A 15,760-nucleotide genomic window follows, 5' to 3' on the forward strand; every position below is an offset into this window, starting at 1 on the left:
GGATACTGTTTATAGACACCTGTTTTTTATAGCTGAAAGGGAGCACGGATGACCCTGTGCGAGAAGCTCGGCATCGGGCTTGTCAGCCGATCGTTTTCCCATCGGGCCGTCTATCGAAACGGCGGCACGTCATACGATTTGAGCGATTGCGAGCCTGCTGCTTGCAAGCAAGATATCGAGGCTTTTGCCCGCAAGGTGGGGAAGGCTGATTGCGTGTTTACGGGAGAGGCAGGTAGGCAGGCGTTATGAGCATCTGCATCAAAAATCAGATTCAGAATATGAATATCGTCATCGGCTGCACGGTGGGGTGTCCATATTGCTATGCCCGTAACAATGTGAAACGTTGGCATATGATTGACGACTTCGCTGATCCTGCGTTCTTCCCGAGCAAGCTCAAGATGATGGAAAAGAAACGCCCGCAGAACTTTCTCCTTACCGGCATGAGCGATCTCTCCGGGTGGAAGCTGGAATGGCGAGACGAGGTATTTGCAAAGATCCATGAGAATCCACAGCATCAGTTCCTGTTCCTGACCAAGAGACCCGATTTGCTGGATTTAGATACCGACCTGGAAAACGCATGGTTCGGCGTTACGGTGACGAGGAAAGCGGAGCTGTGGCGTATCGACGCCCTTCGGAAAAACGTCAAAGCAAATCACTTCTTCGTTACTTTTGAGCCGCTATTCGACGATCCCGGTACGGTCGACCTTTCCGGAATCAACTGGATCGTCGTCGGTACCATGACCGGGGCGCAGAGCAGGAAGGTTCATACGGAACCGGAGTGGGCATGGTCTTTGACGGACCAGGCGCACGCGCTTGGCATTCCAATGTTTATGAAGGAAGACCTCGTCTCTGTCATAGGGGACGAAAACATGATTCAGGAATTGCCGGAAGAATTCGAAAGAGTGCTGGAGGTGCAGAGAACATGGCGGAAGTGATCGATGGAATCCTCATCAATGAGGTGGAAGCAAAGAACATCATGACCAAGTCCAGCCTGCCGGTAGGCGGCTACTCGGTCAATCCCTATGTAGGCTGCACGCATGCCTGCAAGTATTGCTATGCCTCCTTTATGAAGCGCTTTACCGGACACAAGGAGGAATGGGGCACCTTTCTTGATGTGAAGCATTGGCCGGAAATCAAGAATCCGAAGAAATACGCTGGACAGCGGGTGGTTATCGGTTCTGTGACGGATGGCTACAATCCACAGGAGGAGCGATTCGGGAATACCAGGAAACTCCTGGAGCAGCTGATTGGCAGCGATGCAGATATTCTGATCTGCACAAAGTCCGATCTTGTGGTACGGGATATCGATCTGCTGAAGAGGCTTGGACGAGTGACCGTTTCATGGTCGATCAACACGCTGGATGAGAACTTCAAGAACGATATGGACTCCGCGTCGAGCATCGAGCGTCGTATCGCTGCTATGAAGCAGGTGTATGACGAAGGTATCCGTACGGTCTGCTTCGTGTCCCCGGTATTTCCCGGCATCACGGATTTTGAGATGATTTTTGAGCGAGTAAAAGATCGGTGCGATTTGTTTTGGCTCGAAAATCTCAATCTTCGGGGTGGTTTCAAAAAAGCGATCCTGGATTATATCGCCGAGAAACATCCCAATCTCGTACCGCTTTACGATGAGATCTATAACAAGCGCAACCGTAGCTATTTTGAAGCGCTTGAAGTAAAAGCCGAGGAAATGGCCAAGAAGTACGATTGCCCCTTTGTGGACAACGAAATGCCTTATGGCAGAGTCCCCCAGGGGCATCCGGTGATCGTGGACTACTTCTATCACGAGGAAGTCCGAGGGTCGGATAATAGCGGAAAAAGAAATCGTTAAACGGAAACCGACGACGATTCGCTCGAGCGATTAGCGTCCACGCGTGGCTTCTGCCGATTGGCGCAACGGGCGACGGATTAAGGGATCGCTCGGGCGGATGATCCCGCTGCAGTACAGGCGGTCGCTCAATTTAGCGGCATGAGCGTTTTCGCACGGAAAACCAGTATCCCCTGTGCCGAGTTTAATCGTAGCGAATACAATGGGCACTGAGCATCAATCGAAAGTAGTCAAGAGCCTTTTCGACGGCTTCTACCACCTCTACCCCAGCCTCGAGCAGCAGTGGGCATACTATGCGCGATACATCGACTTCATGCTGCGCGAGCTGGCCTCGCAGCCCTATCTCGACCTACGGTCCCTCATCGGCCATAAGGACTACTTCATCCTGAGCACCAATGTGGACACCCAGGCCGAGAAGACGTTTCCCGACGAGAGAACCTGTAACTATCAGGGAAGCTTCGCGCACCTTCAGTGCAAGCAGCCATGCTGTGACGAGCTCTTCGACGCGAGCCCCTACGTCGAGCGCGTGCTCGCGGGCATGGCGGGGTTCGAGGTCCTCAGCGAGGATGTCCCCCGATGCCCGCACTGCGGCTGGCAGCTTGTGCCGTGGGTGCGCGACGACACGTTTCTGCAGGGTGCGGCCTGGCGCGAGAGCCTCGGACGATACGAGCGCTTCGTGCGCGAGCGCAGCGATCGCCGCGTGCTGTTGCTGGAGCTCGGCGTGGGCGAGATGACCCCCGGCATCATCACGCTCCCGTTCTGGAGCATGACCGCGAAGCTGCCGGATGCGCACCTGTTGAGCGTCAACATCTCGAACGGCTCGGCTCCGCTGCAGCTCGGAAGCAAGGCAGAGGCGATTCAGGCAGATTTGGGCGCGCTGCTCTCGGCGGCGCGGACGGGCGACGGTGCTTAAGCCTCCTTGTTGGTCGCTTTAAGGTATGCATCGTCGCCCACGGGCTCCAGCCACTCGTTGGAGGTCTCCTCGCCCGGAACCTCCAACGCGAGATGCGAGAACCAGCTGTCGGGCGCGGCGCCGTGCCAGTGCTTCACCCCCGGGGCGATGTTGACCACGTCGCCGGGGCGCAGCTCCTGTGCCGGCTTTCCCCACTCCTGGTAAAACCCTCGACCAGCCACGCAGACGAGGATCTGCCCACCGCCGCTTTTGGCGTGATGGACGTGCCAGTTGTTGCGGCAGCCGGGCTCGAACGTCACGTTGTGGACACCGACCTGCTCGGTGGAAAGGGGCGCGAGGTAGCTTTGCCCGATAAAGTACTTCGCGAAGGCGTCGTTGGGGGCACCGATGGGGAAAACCATCTCGTTTTGGTGCTGAGCCCTTGCGTCGGCGGCATCGTCGGCCGCCCAGACCTCCTTCGCCATGCGGAAGGCAGCCCACGCCTTGGGCCAACCCGCATAAAACGCCGCGTGCGTAAGGATTTCCGCTATCTCCGTCCTGGTCACTCCATTGTTCTTTGCGGACATCAGGTGATATTTGAACGAAGAGTCCGTCAGCCCCTGCGACATCAGGGCAACCACCGTCACCACGCTGCGGTCGCGCAGGGAGAGCTCACTCTCTCGGCTCCACACCTCGCCGAACAGCACGTCGTCGTTGAGCTGTGCGAATTTGGGAGCGAACTCCCCCAGGGCGTCTCTGCCTGCCGTCTGTTTAACTGCCATGATCGATTTCCTCCTGTCGATAGTTTTGGCACAAATCTGTTTCCGCGCGGCCAAACAGCCCGGCTAGATTCCCATGCCCATTCGCCGCGCCTGCTCCAGAGCGGGATGCCCGGCGATTTCGCCCACGCCGTTCACGCCGCCGGCGAAAACCGTTCCAGCGAGCGTGCAGCGGGAGAAACAGTCAACCCATCCCTGCATCGCCTTTTTCGCCCCGTCGAAGGTCGAGCGCCCGTTCTCCGCCGCCGTCGCCAACAGATATGCCTCGGTGAATGCATAATCGGAGCCAAAAAGCGGGTTAGCGCGGTCCAGCATGGTTTTGAGCTGGCCGCAGACGCTGTAGTAGTAGACGGGCGTTGCAAACACCAGCACATCCGCATCGTGCATTTTGGCGGCAATTTCCACGGCATCGTCTTGGATGACGCAACGCCCCAACTTTAAGCAGGCAAGGCAGCCCCTGCAGAAGCCCATTTGCTTCTCGCGCAGACGCACGGTCTCAACGCTGTGACCTGCCTCCCGCGCGCCGTTGGCGAAAGCCTCCGCCAGCGTCTCGGAATTGCCATTCTTTCGTGGACTTGAAGAAACTATCAAAACCGTTTTGCCCATTACGGAACACCCCTTGCGCTCCCGATTTACATTATCGACAATGACGGTAATACCTAAACCTAACTTTAGGTCAAGGAACGAGCTCGAGATTTATCCGGAGGGGCCATGTACACAATCGGACAGGTGGCGGAGATGTTCGGTCTGCCCGCCTCCACGCTGCGGTATTACGACAAACAGGGATTGTTCCCGGGACTGGAGCGGGCGTCCGGCATCCGTCGATTCGGCGATAAGGAACTCGAGGCGCTCCGGGTCATCGAATGCCTCAAGAAGGCGGGGATGGAGATCAAGGACATCCGGCTGTTCATGGAATGGTGCGCGGAGGGACCCTCGACATACCCCCAGCGCAAGGCCATGTTCGAGGAGCGAAAGGCCCATATGGAGGAGGAGATCGCGAAGATGAACCGTGCGCTGGACATGCTGAAGTACAAATGTTGGTTCTACGAGCAGCTGAGTCAGGGCGAAAACGAGGCCGAACTAAGGGCCATGATTCCCGACGGTTTGCCGACAGAGATTAAAGAGGCCTACGAGAACGCCCACGCCCGATAGTGCCGCCCGATGCTCGGAGGGCTTCGACGAGGAGTCGTTTTCGGGCAGGAATGCAAGGAAAAGGCCTCCGAACCAGAGGGTTCGGAGGCCTTTATTCCCGTTATTTCGCTGGTGGCTTTGCTTTGCGGCGATGTCAAAACAACATCAGACGATACTCGGCAGTACTAAAACGCGAGTTCAGAACACAGTTCCCGCTATTCCCACTCGATGGCTTCGGTTCTGCCGTCCCGTCACTCCAGTTATACCCAGTTTTCGGCATCGACACGGAACGCGTGCCGCCGAATGACGCGATGTCGCGTTTCGTCGGCTTCGGGGACAAAAGCTGGGACAACCTCAAAAACTTTTTTCAAACTCAGGGCTTTGAGTTTTTGTTTTTGTCCCAAAGTGCGCGGCGGGTCGCCTTTGGAGGCTCGATGGCGCCGAAAACGCCCGTTTTGAAACTCAACCGCCCTTTTGCCCGCAAGCCGCCAGCTGCAATCGCAAGTGAATTAACGCGGGTGGCTTGCGCGCCATTTGCAAAACCCCAGGTCGCAGGTCTTCGCCATTCGTGAACAAAGTGAGTAGTCTCAGGTGGCTTGCTTATGAGTTGGCGAACGGGCCTTCAGGATTCAGGGCAAACATGCTGGTAGAATAGGATTCTCAAATCAATGACAGGAGACCGAGCATGGCCGAACCCCACGATAGGAAGCCGATCCTCACGATCGAGCAGCAGATAGAGCACCTCAAGCAGAAGGGCGTAGCCTTCGAACTGTGTTCCGAGGAAGAGGCCGCGGACTACCTGCGCGACAAGTGCAACTTCTTCAAGCTCGCATCCTACCGCAAACTCTTCTCGAAATACGAGGGAGGCCCGCGCGACGGCCGCTACGTAGACCTCGACTTCGGCCAGCTGCGCCTGCTCGCGGCGCTCGACCAGGAGCTGCGCCACGCCCTGCTCGGCATGACGCTCGACATCGAGCATTTCCAGAAGGTGACACTGCTTCGCGAGATGGAGGACCGTGGAGAGGACGGCTACGCCATCGTGGCCGACTACATGGCATCGCTTACCACTGCAAACAGGGAGTACCGCCTGCGCGAGCTCAAGATGAGCGGCCGCAGCCCCTACAGCTCGAGCCTCTACGCGAAGTACTCCGGCGACATGCCTGCCTGGGCCTTCCTTGAGCTCACCTCGTTCGGCACCCTCATCGACTTCGTGCGCTTCTGCGCCAGGCGATGGGGCGACAGGCGCCTCGAGGCCTCCCACTACGACCTCAAGCGCGTGAAGTCCGTCCGCAACTGCGCCGCGCACGGCTCGTGCCTGATCAACTGCTTCGCCGAGAGGGGCGCCGCCCGGGGCTCGGCGTCCAGCGGCGTCTCCCGAAGGGTCGCCGCCGTGGGGATTCCCAAGGCGACCAGGAGGAAGTGGATGGGGAATACGGCCATGCAGGAGGTCGCGACCGTGCTCGTGGCGCACTCCGGCTTGGTACCCGAGGGCTCCTCGCGCTCGCGCGCCGCATCCGAGCTCGCCGAGATGTTCGCCAGGGCCGACGGCGAAACCGAGGCGCTGCCCGACAAGGGGCCCGACGCCGCAGCTCGCTCCGCGCTCGAGTTCCTTCGCAGGTTGACAGAATCGCTCGGGTTGGTAGAATAGCCTGCAGATAGCAAAACCTTCACGGTTTTAGGGGCGGACTTGCGCAAGCGACTCTGCCCTATTTTTATATTCACTCGCTATAGGAGACGGATGATACCTGGGTCAATGACAGAACTGAGAAGCCCGGAATAATGGAGCCAGTTAGAAACCCTCGGGTTTGCGGGGCGGGATCGTGAGAGCGATTCTGCCCTATTTTTTTCCTCCGTCTGCCCCAACCAAGTAGTTCGAAGATAGCCTGTAGGTGTCCTCGTGGGCGCCTTTTATTTTCAGGGAATCGGCCGCTTCATGAACGAGCGACCGGCTTGACCTAGATCGAACCGCCTTCATCTCCGTCTAGGCGCCGGCAATCAACATCGTGAATCCGCGCGTGCTACAATGCGGGCACCAGAGATGAAAACACAGTCCCCGTCGGGTAGTCGTGGGCGTGCGGGAGTCCGCATCAGTAACCTGCCTCCTTGGTTGTCCCTTCTCTGCATGGTCATCTACATAAAGGAGGAACCAGCCATGCAGATCAGCGTGTCGTCCACCCTGACCGTATATCACGACGGCCAATTCTGGGTCGGGCTGGCGGAGCATGTCGAGGACGGCAGGTACGGCGTCGCCCGCATCGTCTTCGGCGCAGAACCGTCCGATGAGGAGATCCTGCGATTCGTTACAAGCAAATGGGCGAAGCTCGCGTTCTTCGGTGACGATCCGTCCGAGGCGAGCGAGCCCGCGAAGAACCCCAAGAGACGCGCCCGCGAGGCGGCGAAAGCCCTCAAGCAGCCGGCGATGAGCACCAAGGCGCAGCAGGCGCTCGCGAATCAGCGGGAGACGATGAAGCGGGAATCGGCTCAAGCAAGAAGCCAGCGTCGTGCGGATGAGGCGGAGGCGCGCTTCGAGCAGCGAAAACTGAAGCGCAAACAGAAGCATCGCGGTCATTGATACCACCATCAACCCATATATAGCAGCAGGCGTAGCTTCGATTGAAACTACGCCTGCCACCTGGTGCTATAACGTTATACAGAACGTATGTTCTATACCCACTCGATGACTAACCCAGTCCGAGCACTACCGATGCGTGTCGCGTCATACCGCCTAAGAGCTGATTCGTTCAGAAAAGGTTCAGGGGGATCGTCGAGTTTATTGCACCCTCGCGTTTTACAAAAGAGAGTACAAGGCCCTTTAGCTCGAATTATTGCATTTAGAACCCCGCCGCTCATCCATCCTAGCTTGCCCAAACAGCCCTCCCGCGATGTCCATGTTCCAACGGATGGGTACCATTTACCCGGGTGCACCTGGGGCAACGGGCCGGCAGGCCCGCGCAAGGTCGCTCGCATAACACACAACATCAAACACGACAGAAGAGGCGAACGACAGATGCCGGACCCCGGACGACAGCACCGCGGAAGAGAAGCATTCCAACCACAACCGAACGAACATCGCTCCTAGGCAGGCGCCCGCATGGGCGCCTTTTACTTTTCAGGGACTTAGCTGAGAGCTAAGGCACGCGGCTCATGGCCGTTTCGTGGAGGCCCGACCAGCTCGACCCACCTCGACCCGTCTCCGTTCCCGTCATGCGCGCGATGCGCCAGCAGGCGGTTCAATCGTCGCGCAGACGAAAAGGGACACTGTGCCGCGCGGTGTGCCCGCACGGTGCCGCACGGGAAGATTGGAGGAACCATGGCACGCACAGCCGAATGCGCCGCGCCCGAGAACAACCAGGGCCGCGACGAATGGATGACGGTGATCGAGATGCAGCAGTACATGAGGGCGAGCCGAAACAAGGCGTACGACCTCATCTGGTCGGGAGAGATCGACTCGTACAGGCTCGGAAGGAAGCTCCTGGTGTCGAGGGCGTCAGTGGACGCCTACATCGAGTCGAGGAGCGGCAGGAAATGACGGCGGCGACCGCCCCAGGAGCCGCCCGCGGCCGGGCACGCGAGGGAGCCTCGAGACGAAAGGAGCTCGAGGACGACCATGACCAAGAGCATTAGCAGGAGCCAGGTGAGGCTCATCGCATCGACCAACGCGATATTCGGCGCCGACGAGGCGTGCGCGATGCTGCGCATCAGCCGCGACGCCATGTACCGGCTCGCCAAGGACCCCGACGACCCGTTCCCGATCCGCTACATCGGCGGCAAGACTCGCGACGGCATCGTGCTGCACGACGAGCTCGTCGCATGGGTCGAGCGCAACAGCGTCGTCGGCTCGCCCAGAAGGGGCTAGCGCCGATGGCGGCCGCAGGCCCGAAGGGGCGCGACGGCCCCTCCCCGCGCGAGTTCACGACGGTACGGCACTTCATGATGGCGGACCTGGGCCTCTCCGGCCTTCCCCTGCTCGTCTACGCGCGCATCTTCGGCTTCTGCGACGCCGGGTGCGGCTACTTCGAGAGCAAGGGCGGCCTGGCCCGCTTCCTCAACGTGCAGGAGCGCAGCGTCCACCGCGCCATCCGCGACCTGCTCGACCGGGGCCTCATCGAGGAGTGCGGCGTGCACGCCCCGGCACGCGGGCACGCCACCAAGCGGTACCGCATCGTGCGCGAGAGGCTGCCGCCCGGAGCGCTGGCAACCCCTGACGGTTCGTCAGGGTTCCCGGCGCGAAAGGGTGACGAAATGACAGGGTTCGCCGAGAACAAGGGTGACGAACCGTCAGGGTTCGCAGCCCGAACCCCTGACGAGATGACAGGGAAACCCCTGACGATATGCCACCCAATAAGCAAAAGGGACAACAAGGACTTCAGAAGATAAGGAAGGGGCGCCCGATGGACCGAGCGGGACTCATCACCCTGGAGCAGGCCCGTGCGGCCGGGCTCTCCTTCGACGAGCCGGAGCCGAGGGCGTGCCCGCACTGCGGCGCCGCCCTCGATCCGCTCGGCGCGGCGCTGGCGGGCAGGGTCGCCTGGGTCTCCGCCGCCCCCTGCCCGTGCGAGGGCGCAGCCAGCGAGCGGGAGTCCGAGGCGCGAAGGCGCGCGGCCCTCGCCGCCAAGGAGGAGGCCGCCCGCCGGGAGAAGGCGCTCTCGCGCGCGGGCATCCCCAGGCGCTACTGGGCCGCCGAGGCCGACCGCCCCGAGTTCGCCGAGTACATCGCCTCGTTCGCGGGCAACGGGGGCGCCGGGCTCTACATACACGGGGGCGTCGGCGCCGGCAAGACGCACGCCGCCTCCGCCATGGCCAGGCTGTTCGCCGAGGCCGGCTACGACGTCGCCTTCACGACGGCCAAGGGCATGCTCGAGCGCGTGAAGGCCACGTTCGACGAGGGCGGCACCGAGGCCGCCGTCGCGCGGTACGCCAAGTGCGACGTCCTCGTGCTCGACGACCTCGGCAAGGAGGACGCGACGGAATGGTCCGTCGGCACCGTGTTCAGCGTGCTCGATGCGCGCTACGAGGACATGCGCCCGACCATCGTCACGTCGAACTACGCGCCGGGCGCGCTGGCGGACAGGCTCGCAAGGCGCGGCGAGCGCGTCACGGCAGAGGCGATCGCGAGCAGGATCTCCCAGACCTGCAGGACCGTCTACCTGGGCGGAAGGGACAGGCGCCGCCTCGGCTAGCTTGTGCGCTTCCCGTGGAGGCGCGGACGGCTCGACCCAGCTCGACCCATCGCAGGCGGCCCCGATGCCCGCCGCAATCGAAATCGCTATACACGTCTTGGGCGGCGCCGACGCGCCGGCACGCACGCCTGCTCCGACTCGCACCGTGCCCCCATCGCGAGGACGCCGCCCGCCAAGCAACAAACGAAAGGCGGAGGGCCCATGGACGGCTTCGAGAGGATAACCGGCCGCGAGCACGACGGGCTCGTGGAGAAGTGCCAGGAGAACGGCTGGCTCAAGGTCGGCGGCTTCGACTGGCAGGACGACCCGTTCCTCGAGGAGTACCCCTACGAGTTCTCCCGCACGGACAGCGTCGACAGGCTCCGCGAGGCGCTCGGCTCGGGCAACTGGGCCATACGCCAGGGGTTCTGCTACCGCGACCTCGCGTTCATCCAGCAGGTGAACGGCGGCGACGAGTGGTGGACGCTCAAGCGCGACGGCGACGCGTGGACCGGCTTCGAGAGCTGGAGCTTCGGCGCCATCGCCCAGGAGCCCGAGCGGTTCGAGCGCGCCATGCGCGACATGTGCGAGGCGACGCCGGAGCAGTGCCGCAGCGGCGAGTGGGCCCATCTGCACGAGAAGGCTCCCGAGCCGCTGGCGCAGCGCGCCGCGTCCGCCCGCGAGGCGAGCCGCGCGCACGCCGGGCAGGAAGCCCGCGCCCCAATGGCGCGCGAGAGGGCCGTCGGGGCCGAATAGGGACGACCGGGGCGCGAAGGCGCCCTTTTTCATCTCGACTGGAAGGGAGGCGCGGGATGGCGAGCGACTACGGGGACGAGGCGGGCGGCAAGCTGCTCGACTGGATGCTGAGGATCGGCCAGGAGGCCGGCGCCGAGGCAATGGCGCGCAGCGCGAGGGAGCTCTCCGAGCGCCTCGCGGGAATCCGCGGGACCATCGCCGGCGGGCGCGCCGAGCCCATCGCGGCCGACGGCGTGCCGGCCTACGCGAAGCTCAGCCTCGAGGAGCTCTCTGGGCTTCCCGAGTACGCGACGATCAAGGAGGTCGTCTCCGACAAGCTGCGCGCCGCGTCGGTCGAGCACCACATCATCCCCGGCGAGGGCCGCGACTGGCTGCTCTTCAAGGTGGAGGACGCCCCCGAGGTCGACGAGGCCTTCCGCCAGCTGGAGCAAGAGACGGGAAAGGCCGCCGATCGCGCAAGGGAGCGGCTCTCCGAGATCGCCGAGAGGCGCCAGGCGCCCGAGCGGCTGGCGGTGCGCGCCGAGCGGGCGCGCGAGGCGTCGAGGGCCCACAGCCAGGGCATCGGCTGGGACCGCGGCCCGCGCCAGATCGAGGGGCCCGAGAGATGAGGTGGCAGGCGGCGGCCGCGCTGGCCGCGGCGGCGTTCGCCGCGGGAGACTTCGCGGCCGCGGCAATCGCGGCGTCGGGCACGAGCCCGATCCTCGACCCGGAGGCCGCCATGGCGGCGATCCCCGCGGCGCTCCGCGCGGGGCGCGTCTTCTCCGCGGAGGCGGTTCCCCTGTGCGCCGGGACCGCCTGCGCGTGCGGCGCGCTCCTCGCCTGGGCCCGCTCACTGGGGACCAAGGGGGCCCGGCGCGACGGCGAGGAGCACGGTAGCTCCAGGTGGGCCACGCGCAAGGACATCGCGCCCTTCGGCGACCCCAAGGACCCCGACAACAACATCATCCTCACCGACAACGCGCGCATCCGCCTCGTGAGCCGCAGGTTCGACCTCTCCACCGACACCAACGACAACGTGCTCGTGGTGGGAGGACCCGGCACCGGCAAGACGCGCTACTACGTCAAGCCGAACCTCCTGCAGGCCAACGCCAGCTTCTTCGTGACCGACCCGAAGGGCACGCTCATCCGCGAGATGGGCAGCGCGCTGGCGGAGCTCGGCTACGAGATCCGCGCGTTCGACACCATCGACTTCACGCGCTCCATGCGCTTCAACCCCATAGCCTACATACGCGACGAGGCGGGCGTCATCCGCTTCGCCCGCGGCATCGTCGCCAACACCGAGGGCGACGCCGACCACAAGGGCGACCCCTACTGGGAGAAGGCCGAGCGCCTGGTCTACACCGCGCTCACGGCCTACCTCGTCATGCACTGCGAGCCCGCCGACCGAAACCTCGACGGGCTGCTCACGCTGCTCTCGCTCGCCGACGCCCGCGACGACCCGGGCTACATGAGCCCGCTCGACATGGTGTTCCGCGAGCTGGAGACCGGCGAGCGCTACGTCAGGCGCGGCGGCGCCTCGGCGGAGGGCGGATCGCTGCGCGGCTTTTCCGAGGAGGACGGCGCGTGGGAGTGGGTCAAGGTCCGCGAGCCCGCGCCGCCCGACGACTTCGCGCTCGCGAGCTACCGCGAGTTCCGCGTGGCCGCCGGCGACACCATGAAGTCGATGCTCTCGAGCTGCAACGTCCGCCTGAAGCCGCTTTCCATCCGCGCCGTGCGCGACCTCACCTCCAAAGACGAGCTCGACCTCGCCCACATGGGCGACGAGGGCGCCAAGGTCGCGCTCTTCGCGTCTATGAGCGACACCGACTCGACCTTCGACTTCCTGTTCGCCCTGCTCATGGATACGGCCGTGAGCGCGCTTTGCGCCGAGGCGCTCGAGGCGCACGGCGGCTCGCTGCCCACGACGGTGCACTTCGTCTTCGACGAGTTCGCCAACATCGGGCGCATACCCGACTTCGAGCGGACCATCGCCGTCACCCGCAGCAGGAACATCGCCGTCTCGATGATCGCCCAGTCGCTCTCGCAGCTGAAGGAGACCTACGGCGACAACAACGCCGAGACCATCGTGAACGCCTGCGACACGCTGCTCTACCTGGGCGGCAAGGCGAACGAGACCAACGAGGAGATCAGCAAGATGGCCGGCAAGCAGACGGTGGCGAGCGAGACGCAGAGCGACTCGCGGGGCGCCGGCTGGACCCGGACCGTGAACCGCGGCATCTCCGAGCGCGACCTCATACAGCCCGCCGAGGTGGCGCGCATGCCGCGCGAGGACGCGCTCGTGCTCGTGAACGGGTGCATGCCGCTCATGGACCGGAAGTACCGGCTCGAGCGCCACCCGCGCTCGCGCCTGCTCGAGGAGGCCACGCGCCGCGGCCCGTTCGACTTCGCGGAGTACCGCAGGCGGAAGGACGGCGCCTCGTGACGGGGCCGCGGAGGGCGCGGGCCTCCCCCGCCGCGGGGGAGGAGCAGCAAGGAACATCGTCAACCGAAAGCAAAGGAGAGCAGCATGCTCGCAAACGTCATCAAGCTCGTGTCGGGCTGCGTGACCTTCCTCGGCGGCTTCCTGGTCGTGTGGGGAGCGGTCTCGCTCGGCCTGGCCATCAGGGAGCAGCAGGGCGGCCCGCAGATCGCGACCGCCATTTCCACCATCGCCGGCGGCGCGATCATCATCGCCGCGTCGGTCTACTTCGGGCAGCTGGACACGTCCTGGCTGCCGGCATAGGGGGCGTCGCGGATGGCGCTCCGGATACCGGTGCAGAAGGACATCGGGGAGTACGAGGAGAAGATCGTCGGGAAGATGAGCCTGCGCACGCTCGCATGCGTGTCGCTCGGCTTCGGCAGCGCGGTCGGGGCGGCGGCCTTCGTCCACCTGGGCCTGCACGCCGACGTCGCGGACGCGGCCTTCCCGATCATGCTCTGCAGCATGCCGTTCTGGCTCGCCGGGTTCTGGCGGCCCTTCGGCATGCGCGCCGAGGAGCTGCTGCCGCTTTTGGCGGCACACGAGCTCTCCCCGCAGCTGCTCGCGTACGAGCCCTGCCTCGCCGGGAGCCTCCCCGAGGGCTCGCCGCGCCCGGGCCGCCCGGGACGTCGCGCGAGGCGCAGGGCAAGGAAGAAAGGAGCCGAGCTCTATGAGCCGAGCAAGAAGCAACAAGGAGAATAGGCCGAAGCGCCCGAGCACCCTCGGGCTGCTCCTCGGCGGCACGGGCGGGCGCAAGGACGCCTCGAAGGGCGCGGAGGCCGAGCGGCAGAGGCGCCGCCGGGAGCGCGACCGCTCGCGCGAGATGGCCGCCTACGTCGGCTACGACGCCATGTACAGGGACGGCATCGCCCAGGTGATGCCCGGGGTGTTCAGCCAGACGGTCGAGTTCTCCGACATCAGCTACCAGTCCGCGCGCAAGGAGGCGCGCGAGACGGCCTTCACCGTGATGAGCTCGCTGTTCAACTACTTCCCGGCGGACTCCCACGTGCAGCTCCAGGTAGTGAACGCGCCCATCCCCGCCGACGAGGTCGGCCGCAAGGTCTTCTTCGAGCCCGGGGAGCGCGCCACGGCAGGGCTCGCCGAAGAGTACAACCGGATCCTCAACGACAAGATGCGCGAGGGCGTCTCGAACCTCGTACGCCACCGCTACCTGACCTACGCCGTGGGCGCCGACGACGTCGACGCCGCGGTGCCCAAGCTCGCGCGCATCCGGGGCGACGTGGAGCAGACGCTCGCGCGCATACGCTGCTCGTCGCGCGCCCTCGACGGCGCCGAGAGGCTCGAGCTTTTGCAGGGGCAGCTGCGCCCGGGGTCGCGCTTCGAGTTCTCCTGGGACAAATTGTCCCCGACGTCGGGCGCGCGCACGAAGGACTTCGTCATGCCCTCCACGCTCGACTTCAAGCCCGAGGGCAGGTCGGACTGCTTTTGCAGCGACGGGCGCTACGGCGCAGTGCTCGCGGCACGCAGCTTCGGGTCGGTCATCGAGGAGACCTACCTCGCCTCCATCATCGACCTGCCGCTGCCGCTCAACGTGACGCTGCACGTGCAGCCCATCGCGCAGAGCGAGGCGCTCGCGCTCGTGAAGCGCCAGATCGACTGGATGGACAAGGAGATCATCGACGAGCAGATGAGCGCCGTGAAGAAGGGCTACGACTACCAGATCCTGCCGCCCGAGCTGCGCTTCTCGAAGGAGGAGGCCGAGGAGCTGCTCGACTTCCTGCGCAACAAGTCCGAGCGCCTGTTCGTCTACACGGGCCTCGTCTACACCTGGGCCGACAGCCTCGAGGAGCTCGACCGCCGCGTCCAGCAGGTGACGAGCGTCGCGCAGGGCTGCACGATCGGCCTCGAGCCGCTCCACTTCCGGCAGCGCCAGGCTCTCAACTCGGTGCTCCCGCTCGGGGACAACCACGTCACCGTGAGCCGCTACCTCACCACGGGGCAGGTGGCTATGCAGATGCCCTTCGCCAGCCAGAGCCTCGACGAGGCGGGCGGCGGCTACTACGGGCAGTCCAAGGAGAGCGGGAACCTGGTGCTGTGCGACCGCAAGCGCCTGGCGAGCCCCATGGGCTTCGTGTGCGGCAAGCCCGGCTCGGGCAAGAGCTTCTCGGTCAAGCGCGAGATAACCAACACCGTGCTCGCGCACCCCGAGGACGAGGTCGTGATCTTCGACCCGGCCGGCGAGTACGGCAACCTCGTCGGCGCGCTCGGCGGCGCGAACGTCGAGCTCGCCCCGGGATGCTCGGCGGTGCTCAACCCCCTCGACACCGCCGACGTCGCGGACCGCGCCGACGCCGCCAAGCTCGCGTACAAGACCGACGCGGTGCTCGCGCTCTCGAGCGCGCTCATGGCCGAGGGCCGCGAGGGCCTGCCGGAGCGCGACCGCTCGATCATCGCCCGCTGCGTCGGCGAGGCGTACCGGGAGTGCGCGAGGGACGGCCGCCTGCCCACGCTCGGCGACTTCCACGCGGCGCTGCTCGCTCAGCCCGAGCCCGAGGCCGCCGACATCGCGCTGCGCTACGAGCGCTACGTGAAGGGCGCGTTCTCCTTCTTCAACGGCCAGAGCAACGTGGCGCTCGACAACCGCATCACCAACATCGACATGCACGGCCTCGGCCAGAACATGCGCGTGTTCGGCATGATCACGGCGCTCGAGATGGTGCGCAACCGCGTGATGGTCACGCCGCCGCGCCCTGTTAGCGCTACTGTAAAAACAACCATTTTGACCAACGCTCAACA

At 64.0% G+C, this 15,760-nt stretch carries 20 protein-coding genes; 18 read left to right on the top strand and 2 right to left on the bottom strand.

Annotation, left to right across the window (positions count from 1 at the left end):
• The first annotated feature begins 48 nt into the window (after positions 1 to 48).
• The 4 genes from DXB86_RS05995 (at position 49) to DXB86_RS06010 (ending at position 2,741) form a co-directional block, all read left to right on the top strand.
• The gene (locus tag DXB86_RS05995) at positions 49 to 249 is read left to right on the top strand and encodes a hypothetical protein (protein ID WP_055252679.1); all 201 of its coding nucleotides are present in this window, start codon (positions 49 to 51) and stop codon (positions 247 to 249) included.
• On the top strand, positions 246 to 935 hold the full coding sequence (locus tag DXB86_RS06000) for a radical SAM mobile pair protein A (RefSeq protein WP_055252677.1): 690 nt from the start codon (positions 246 to 248) through the stop codon (positions 933 to 935). The genes DXB86_RS05995 and DXB86_RS06000 overlap by 4 nt, the downstream gene beginning before the upstream one ends.
• Positions 923 to 1,831 carry a radical SAM mobile pair protein B gene (locus DXB86_RS06005; protein WP_055252675.1) on the top strand — a complete coding sequence of 303 codons (909 nt, stop codon included), beginning with the start codon at positions 923 to 925 and terminating at the stop codon, positions 1,829 to 1,831. Before DXB86_RS06000 ends, DXB86_RS06005 begins: the two co-directional genes overlap by 13 nt.
• Before the next feature lie 199 nt (positions 1,832 to 2,030).
• Entirely contained in the window at positions 2,031 to 2,741 is a 711-nt protein-coding gene (locus DXB86_RS06010) for an NAD-dependent protein deacetylase, SIR2 family (RefSeq protein ID WP_117736521.1), read from the top strand.
• On the opposite strand, the gene DXB86_RS06015 is transcribed toward DXB86_RS06010, so the two are convergent.
• Together DXB86_RS06015 and DXB86_RS06020 are read right to left on the bottom strand one after the other, a co-directional pair.
• Entirely contained in the window at positions 2,738 to 3,502 is a 765-nt protein-coding gene (locus tag DXB86_RS06015; protein ID WP_055251066.1) for a carboxymuconolactone decarboxylase family protein, read from the bottom strand. The two genes, DXB86_RS06010 and DXB86_RS06015, sit on opposite strands and share 4 nt — an antisense overlap.
• Positions 3,503 to 3,565: 63 nt before the next feature.
• Entirely contained in the window at positions 3,566 to 4,105 is a 540-nt protein-coding gene (locus DXB86_RS06020; RefSeq protein ID WP_117563601.1) for a flavodoxin family protein, read from the bottom strand.
• A 105-nt stretch (positions 4,106 to 4,210) separates the two neighbouring features.
• Between DXB86_RS06020 and DXB86_RS06025 the strand changes: the two genes are divergently transcribed.
• The 14 genes from DXB86_RS06025 to DXB86_RS06095 form a co-directional block, all read left to right on the top strand.
• On the top strand, positions 4,211 to 4,651 hold the full coding sequence (locus DXB86_RS06025; protein ID WP_117736522.1) for a MerR family transcriptional regulator: 441 nt from the start codon (positions 4,211 to 4,213) through the stop codon (positions 4,649 to 4,651).
• Positions 4,652 to 4,923: 272 nt separating this feature from the next.
• On the top strand, positions 4,924 to 5,202 hold the full coding sequence (locus DXB86_RS09910; RefSeq protein ID WP_129583900.1) for a hypothetical protein: 279 nt from the start codon (positions 4,924 to 4,926) through the stop codon (positions 5,200 to 5,202).
• A gap of 113 nt (positions 5,203 to 5,315) precedes the next feature.
• Positions 5,316 to 6,278, top strand: coding sequence for an Abi family protein (locus DXB86_RS06035; RefSeq protein ID WP_075844146.1), 963 nt, complete (start codon positions 5,316 to 5,318; stop codon positions 6,276 to 6,278).
• Between the two features lie 504 nt (positions 6,279 to 6,782).
• Positions 6,783 to 7,202, top strand: coding sequence for a YjdF family protein (locus DXB86_RS06040; RefSeq protein WP_117648540.1), 420 nt, complete (start codon positions 6,783 to 6,785; stop codon positions 7,200 to 7,202).
• Between the two features lie 738 nt (positions 7,203 to 7,940).
• Positions 7,941 to 8,159: a helix-turn-helix domain-containing protein gene (locus DXB86_RS06045; RefSeq protein WP_073293326.1), complete on the top strand. Its 219-nt coding sequence runs from the start codon at positions 7,941 to 7,943 to the stop codon at positions 8,157 to 8,159.
• 78 nt (positions 8,160 to 8,237) lie between these two features.
• Positions 8,238 to 8,486: an AlpA family transcriptional regulator gene (locus tag DXB86_RS06055; RefSeq protein WP_042433145.1), complete on the top strand. Its 249-nt coding sequence runs from the start codon at positions 8,238 to 8,240 to the stop codon at positions 8,484 to 8,486.
• A 5-nt stretch (positions 8,487 to 8,491) separates the two neighbouring features.
• Positions 8,492 to 9,007 carry a hypothetical protein gene (locus DXB86_RS06060; protein ID WP_117736524.1) on the top strand — a complete coding sequence of 172 codons (516 nt, stop codon included), beginning with the start codon at positions 8,492 to 8,494 and terminating at the stop codon, positions 9,005 to 9,007.
• Between the two features lie 14 nt (positions 9,008 to 9,021).
• The gene (locus tag DXB86_RS06065) at positions 9,022 to 9,810 is read left to right on the top strand and encodes an ATP-binding protein (protein WP_033500214.1); all 789 of its coding nucleotides are present in this window, start codon (positions 9,022 to 9,024) and stop codon (positions 9,808 to 9,810) included.
• A gap of 201 nt (positions 9,811 to 10,011) precedes the next feature.
• Positions 10,012 to 10,545: a hypothetical protein gene (locus DXB86_RS06070; RefSeq protein WP_033500213.1), complete on the top strand. Its 534-nt coding sequence runs from the start codon at positions 10,012 to 10,014 to the stop codon at positions 10,543 to 10,545.
• A gap of 56 nt (positions 10,546 to 10,601) precedes the next feature.
• A complete protein-coding gene (locus DXB86_RS06075) occupies positions 10,602 to 11,153 on the top strand; it encodes a hypothetical protein (protein ID WP_117736525.1) in 552 nt (183 codons plus the stop codon).
• Complete coding sequence (locus DXB86_RS06080) at positions 11,150 to 12,967, top strand: VirD4-like conjugal transfer protein, CD1115 family (protein ID WP_096227025.1); 1,818 nt, start codon at positions 11,150 to 11,152, stop codon at positions 12,965 to 12,967. The genes DXB86_RS06075 and DXB86_RS06080 overlap by 4 nt, the downstream gene beginning before the upstream one ends.
• Positions 12,968 to 13,051: 84 nt before the next feature.
• On the top strand, positions 13,052 to 13,267 hold the full coding sequence (locus tag DXB86_RS06085; RefSeq protein WP_006234636.1) for a hypothetical protein: 216 nt from the start codon (positions 13,052 to 13,054) through the stop codon (positions 13,265 to 13,267).
• A gap of 12 nt (positions 13,268 to 13,279) precedes the next feature.
• Positions 13,280 to 13,705 carry a PrgI family protein gene (locus tag DXB86_RS06090; protein WP_073293314.1) on the top strand — a complete coding sequence of 142 codons (426 nt, stop codon included), beginning with the start codon at positions 13,280 to 13,282 and terminating at the stop codon, positions 13,703 to 13,705.
• A partial coding sequence (locus DXB86_RS06095; protein WP_199411001.1) for a VirB4-like conjugal transfer ATPase, CD1110 family occupies positions 13,674 to 15,760 on the top strand: 2,087 nt, incomplete at its 3' end. The genes DXB86_RS06090 and DXB86_RS06095, both read left to right, overlap by 32 nt.

Source organism: Collinsella sp. OM06-18AC, assembly GCF_003438785.1.
Lineage (GTDB): Bacteria > Actinomycetota > Coriobacteriia > Coriobacteriales > Coriobacteriaceae > Collinsella.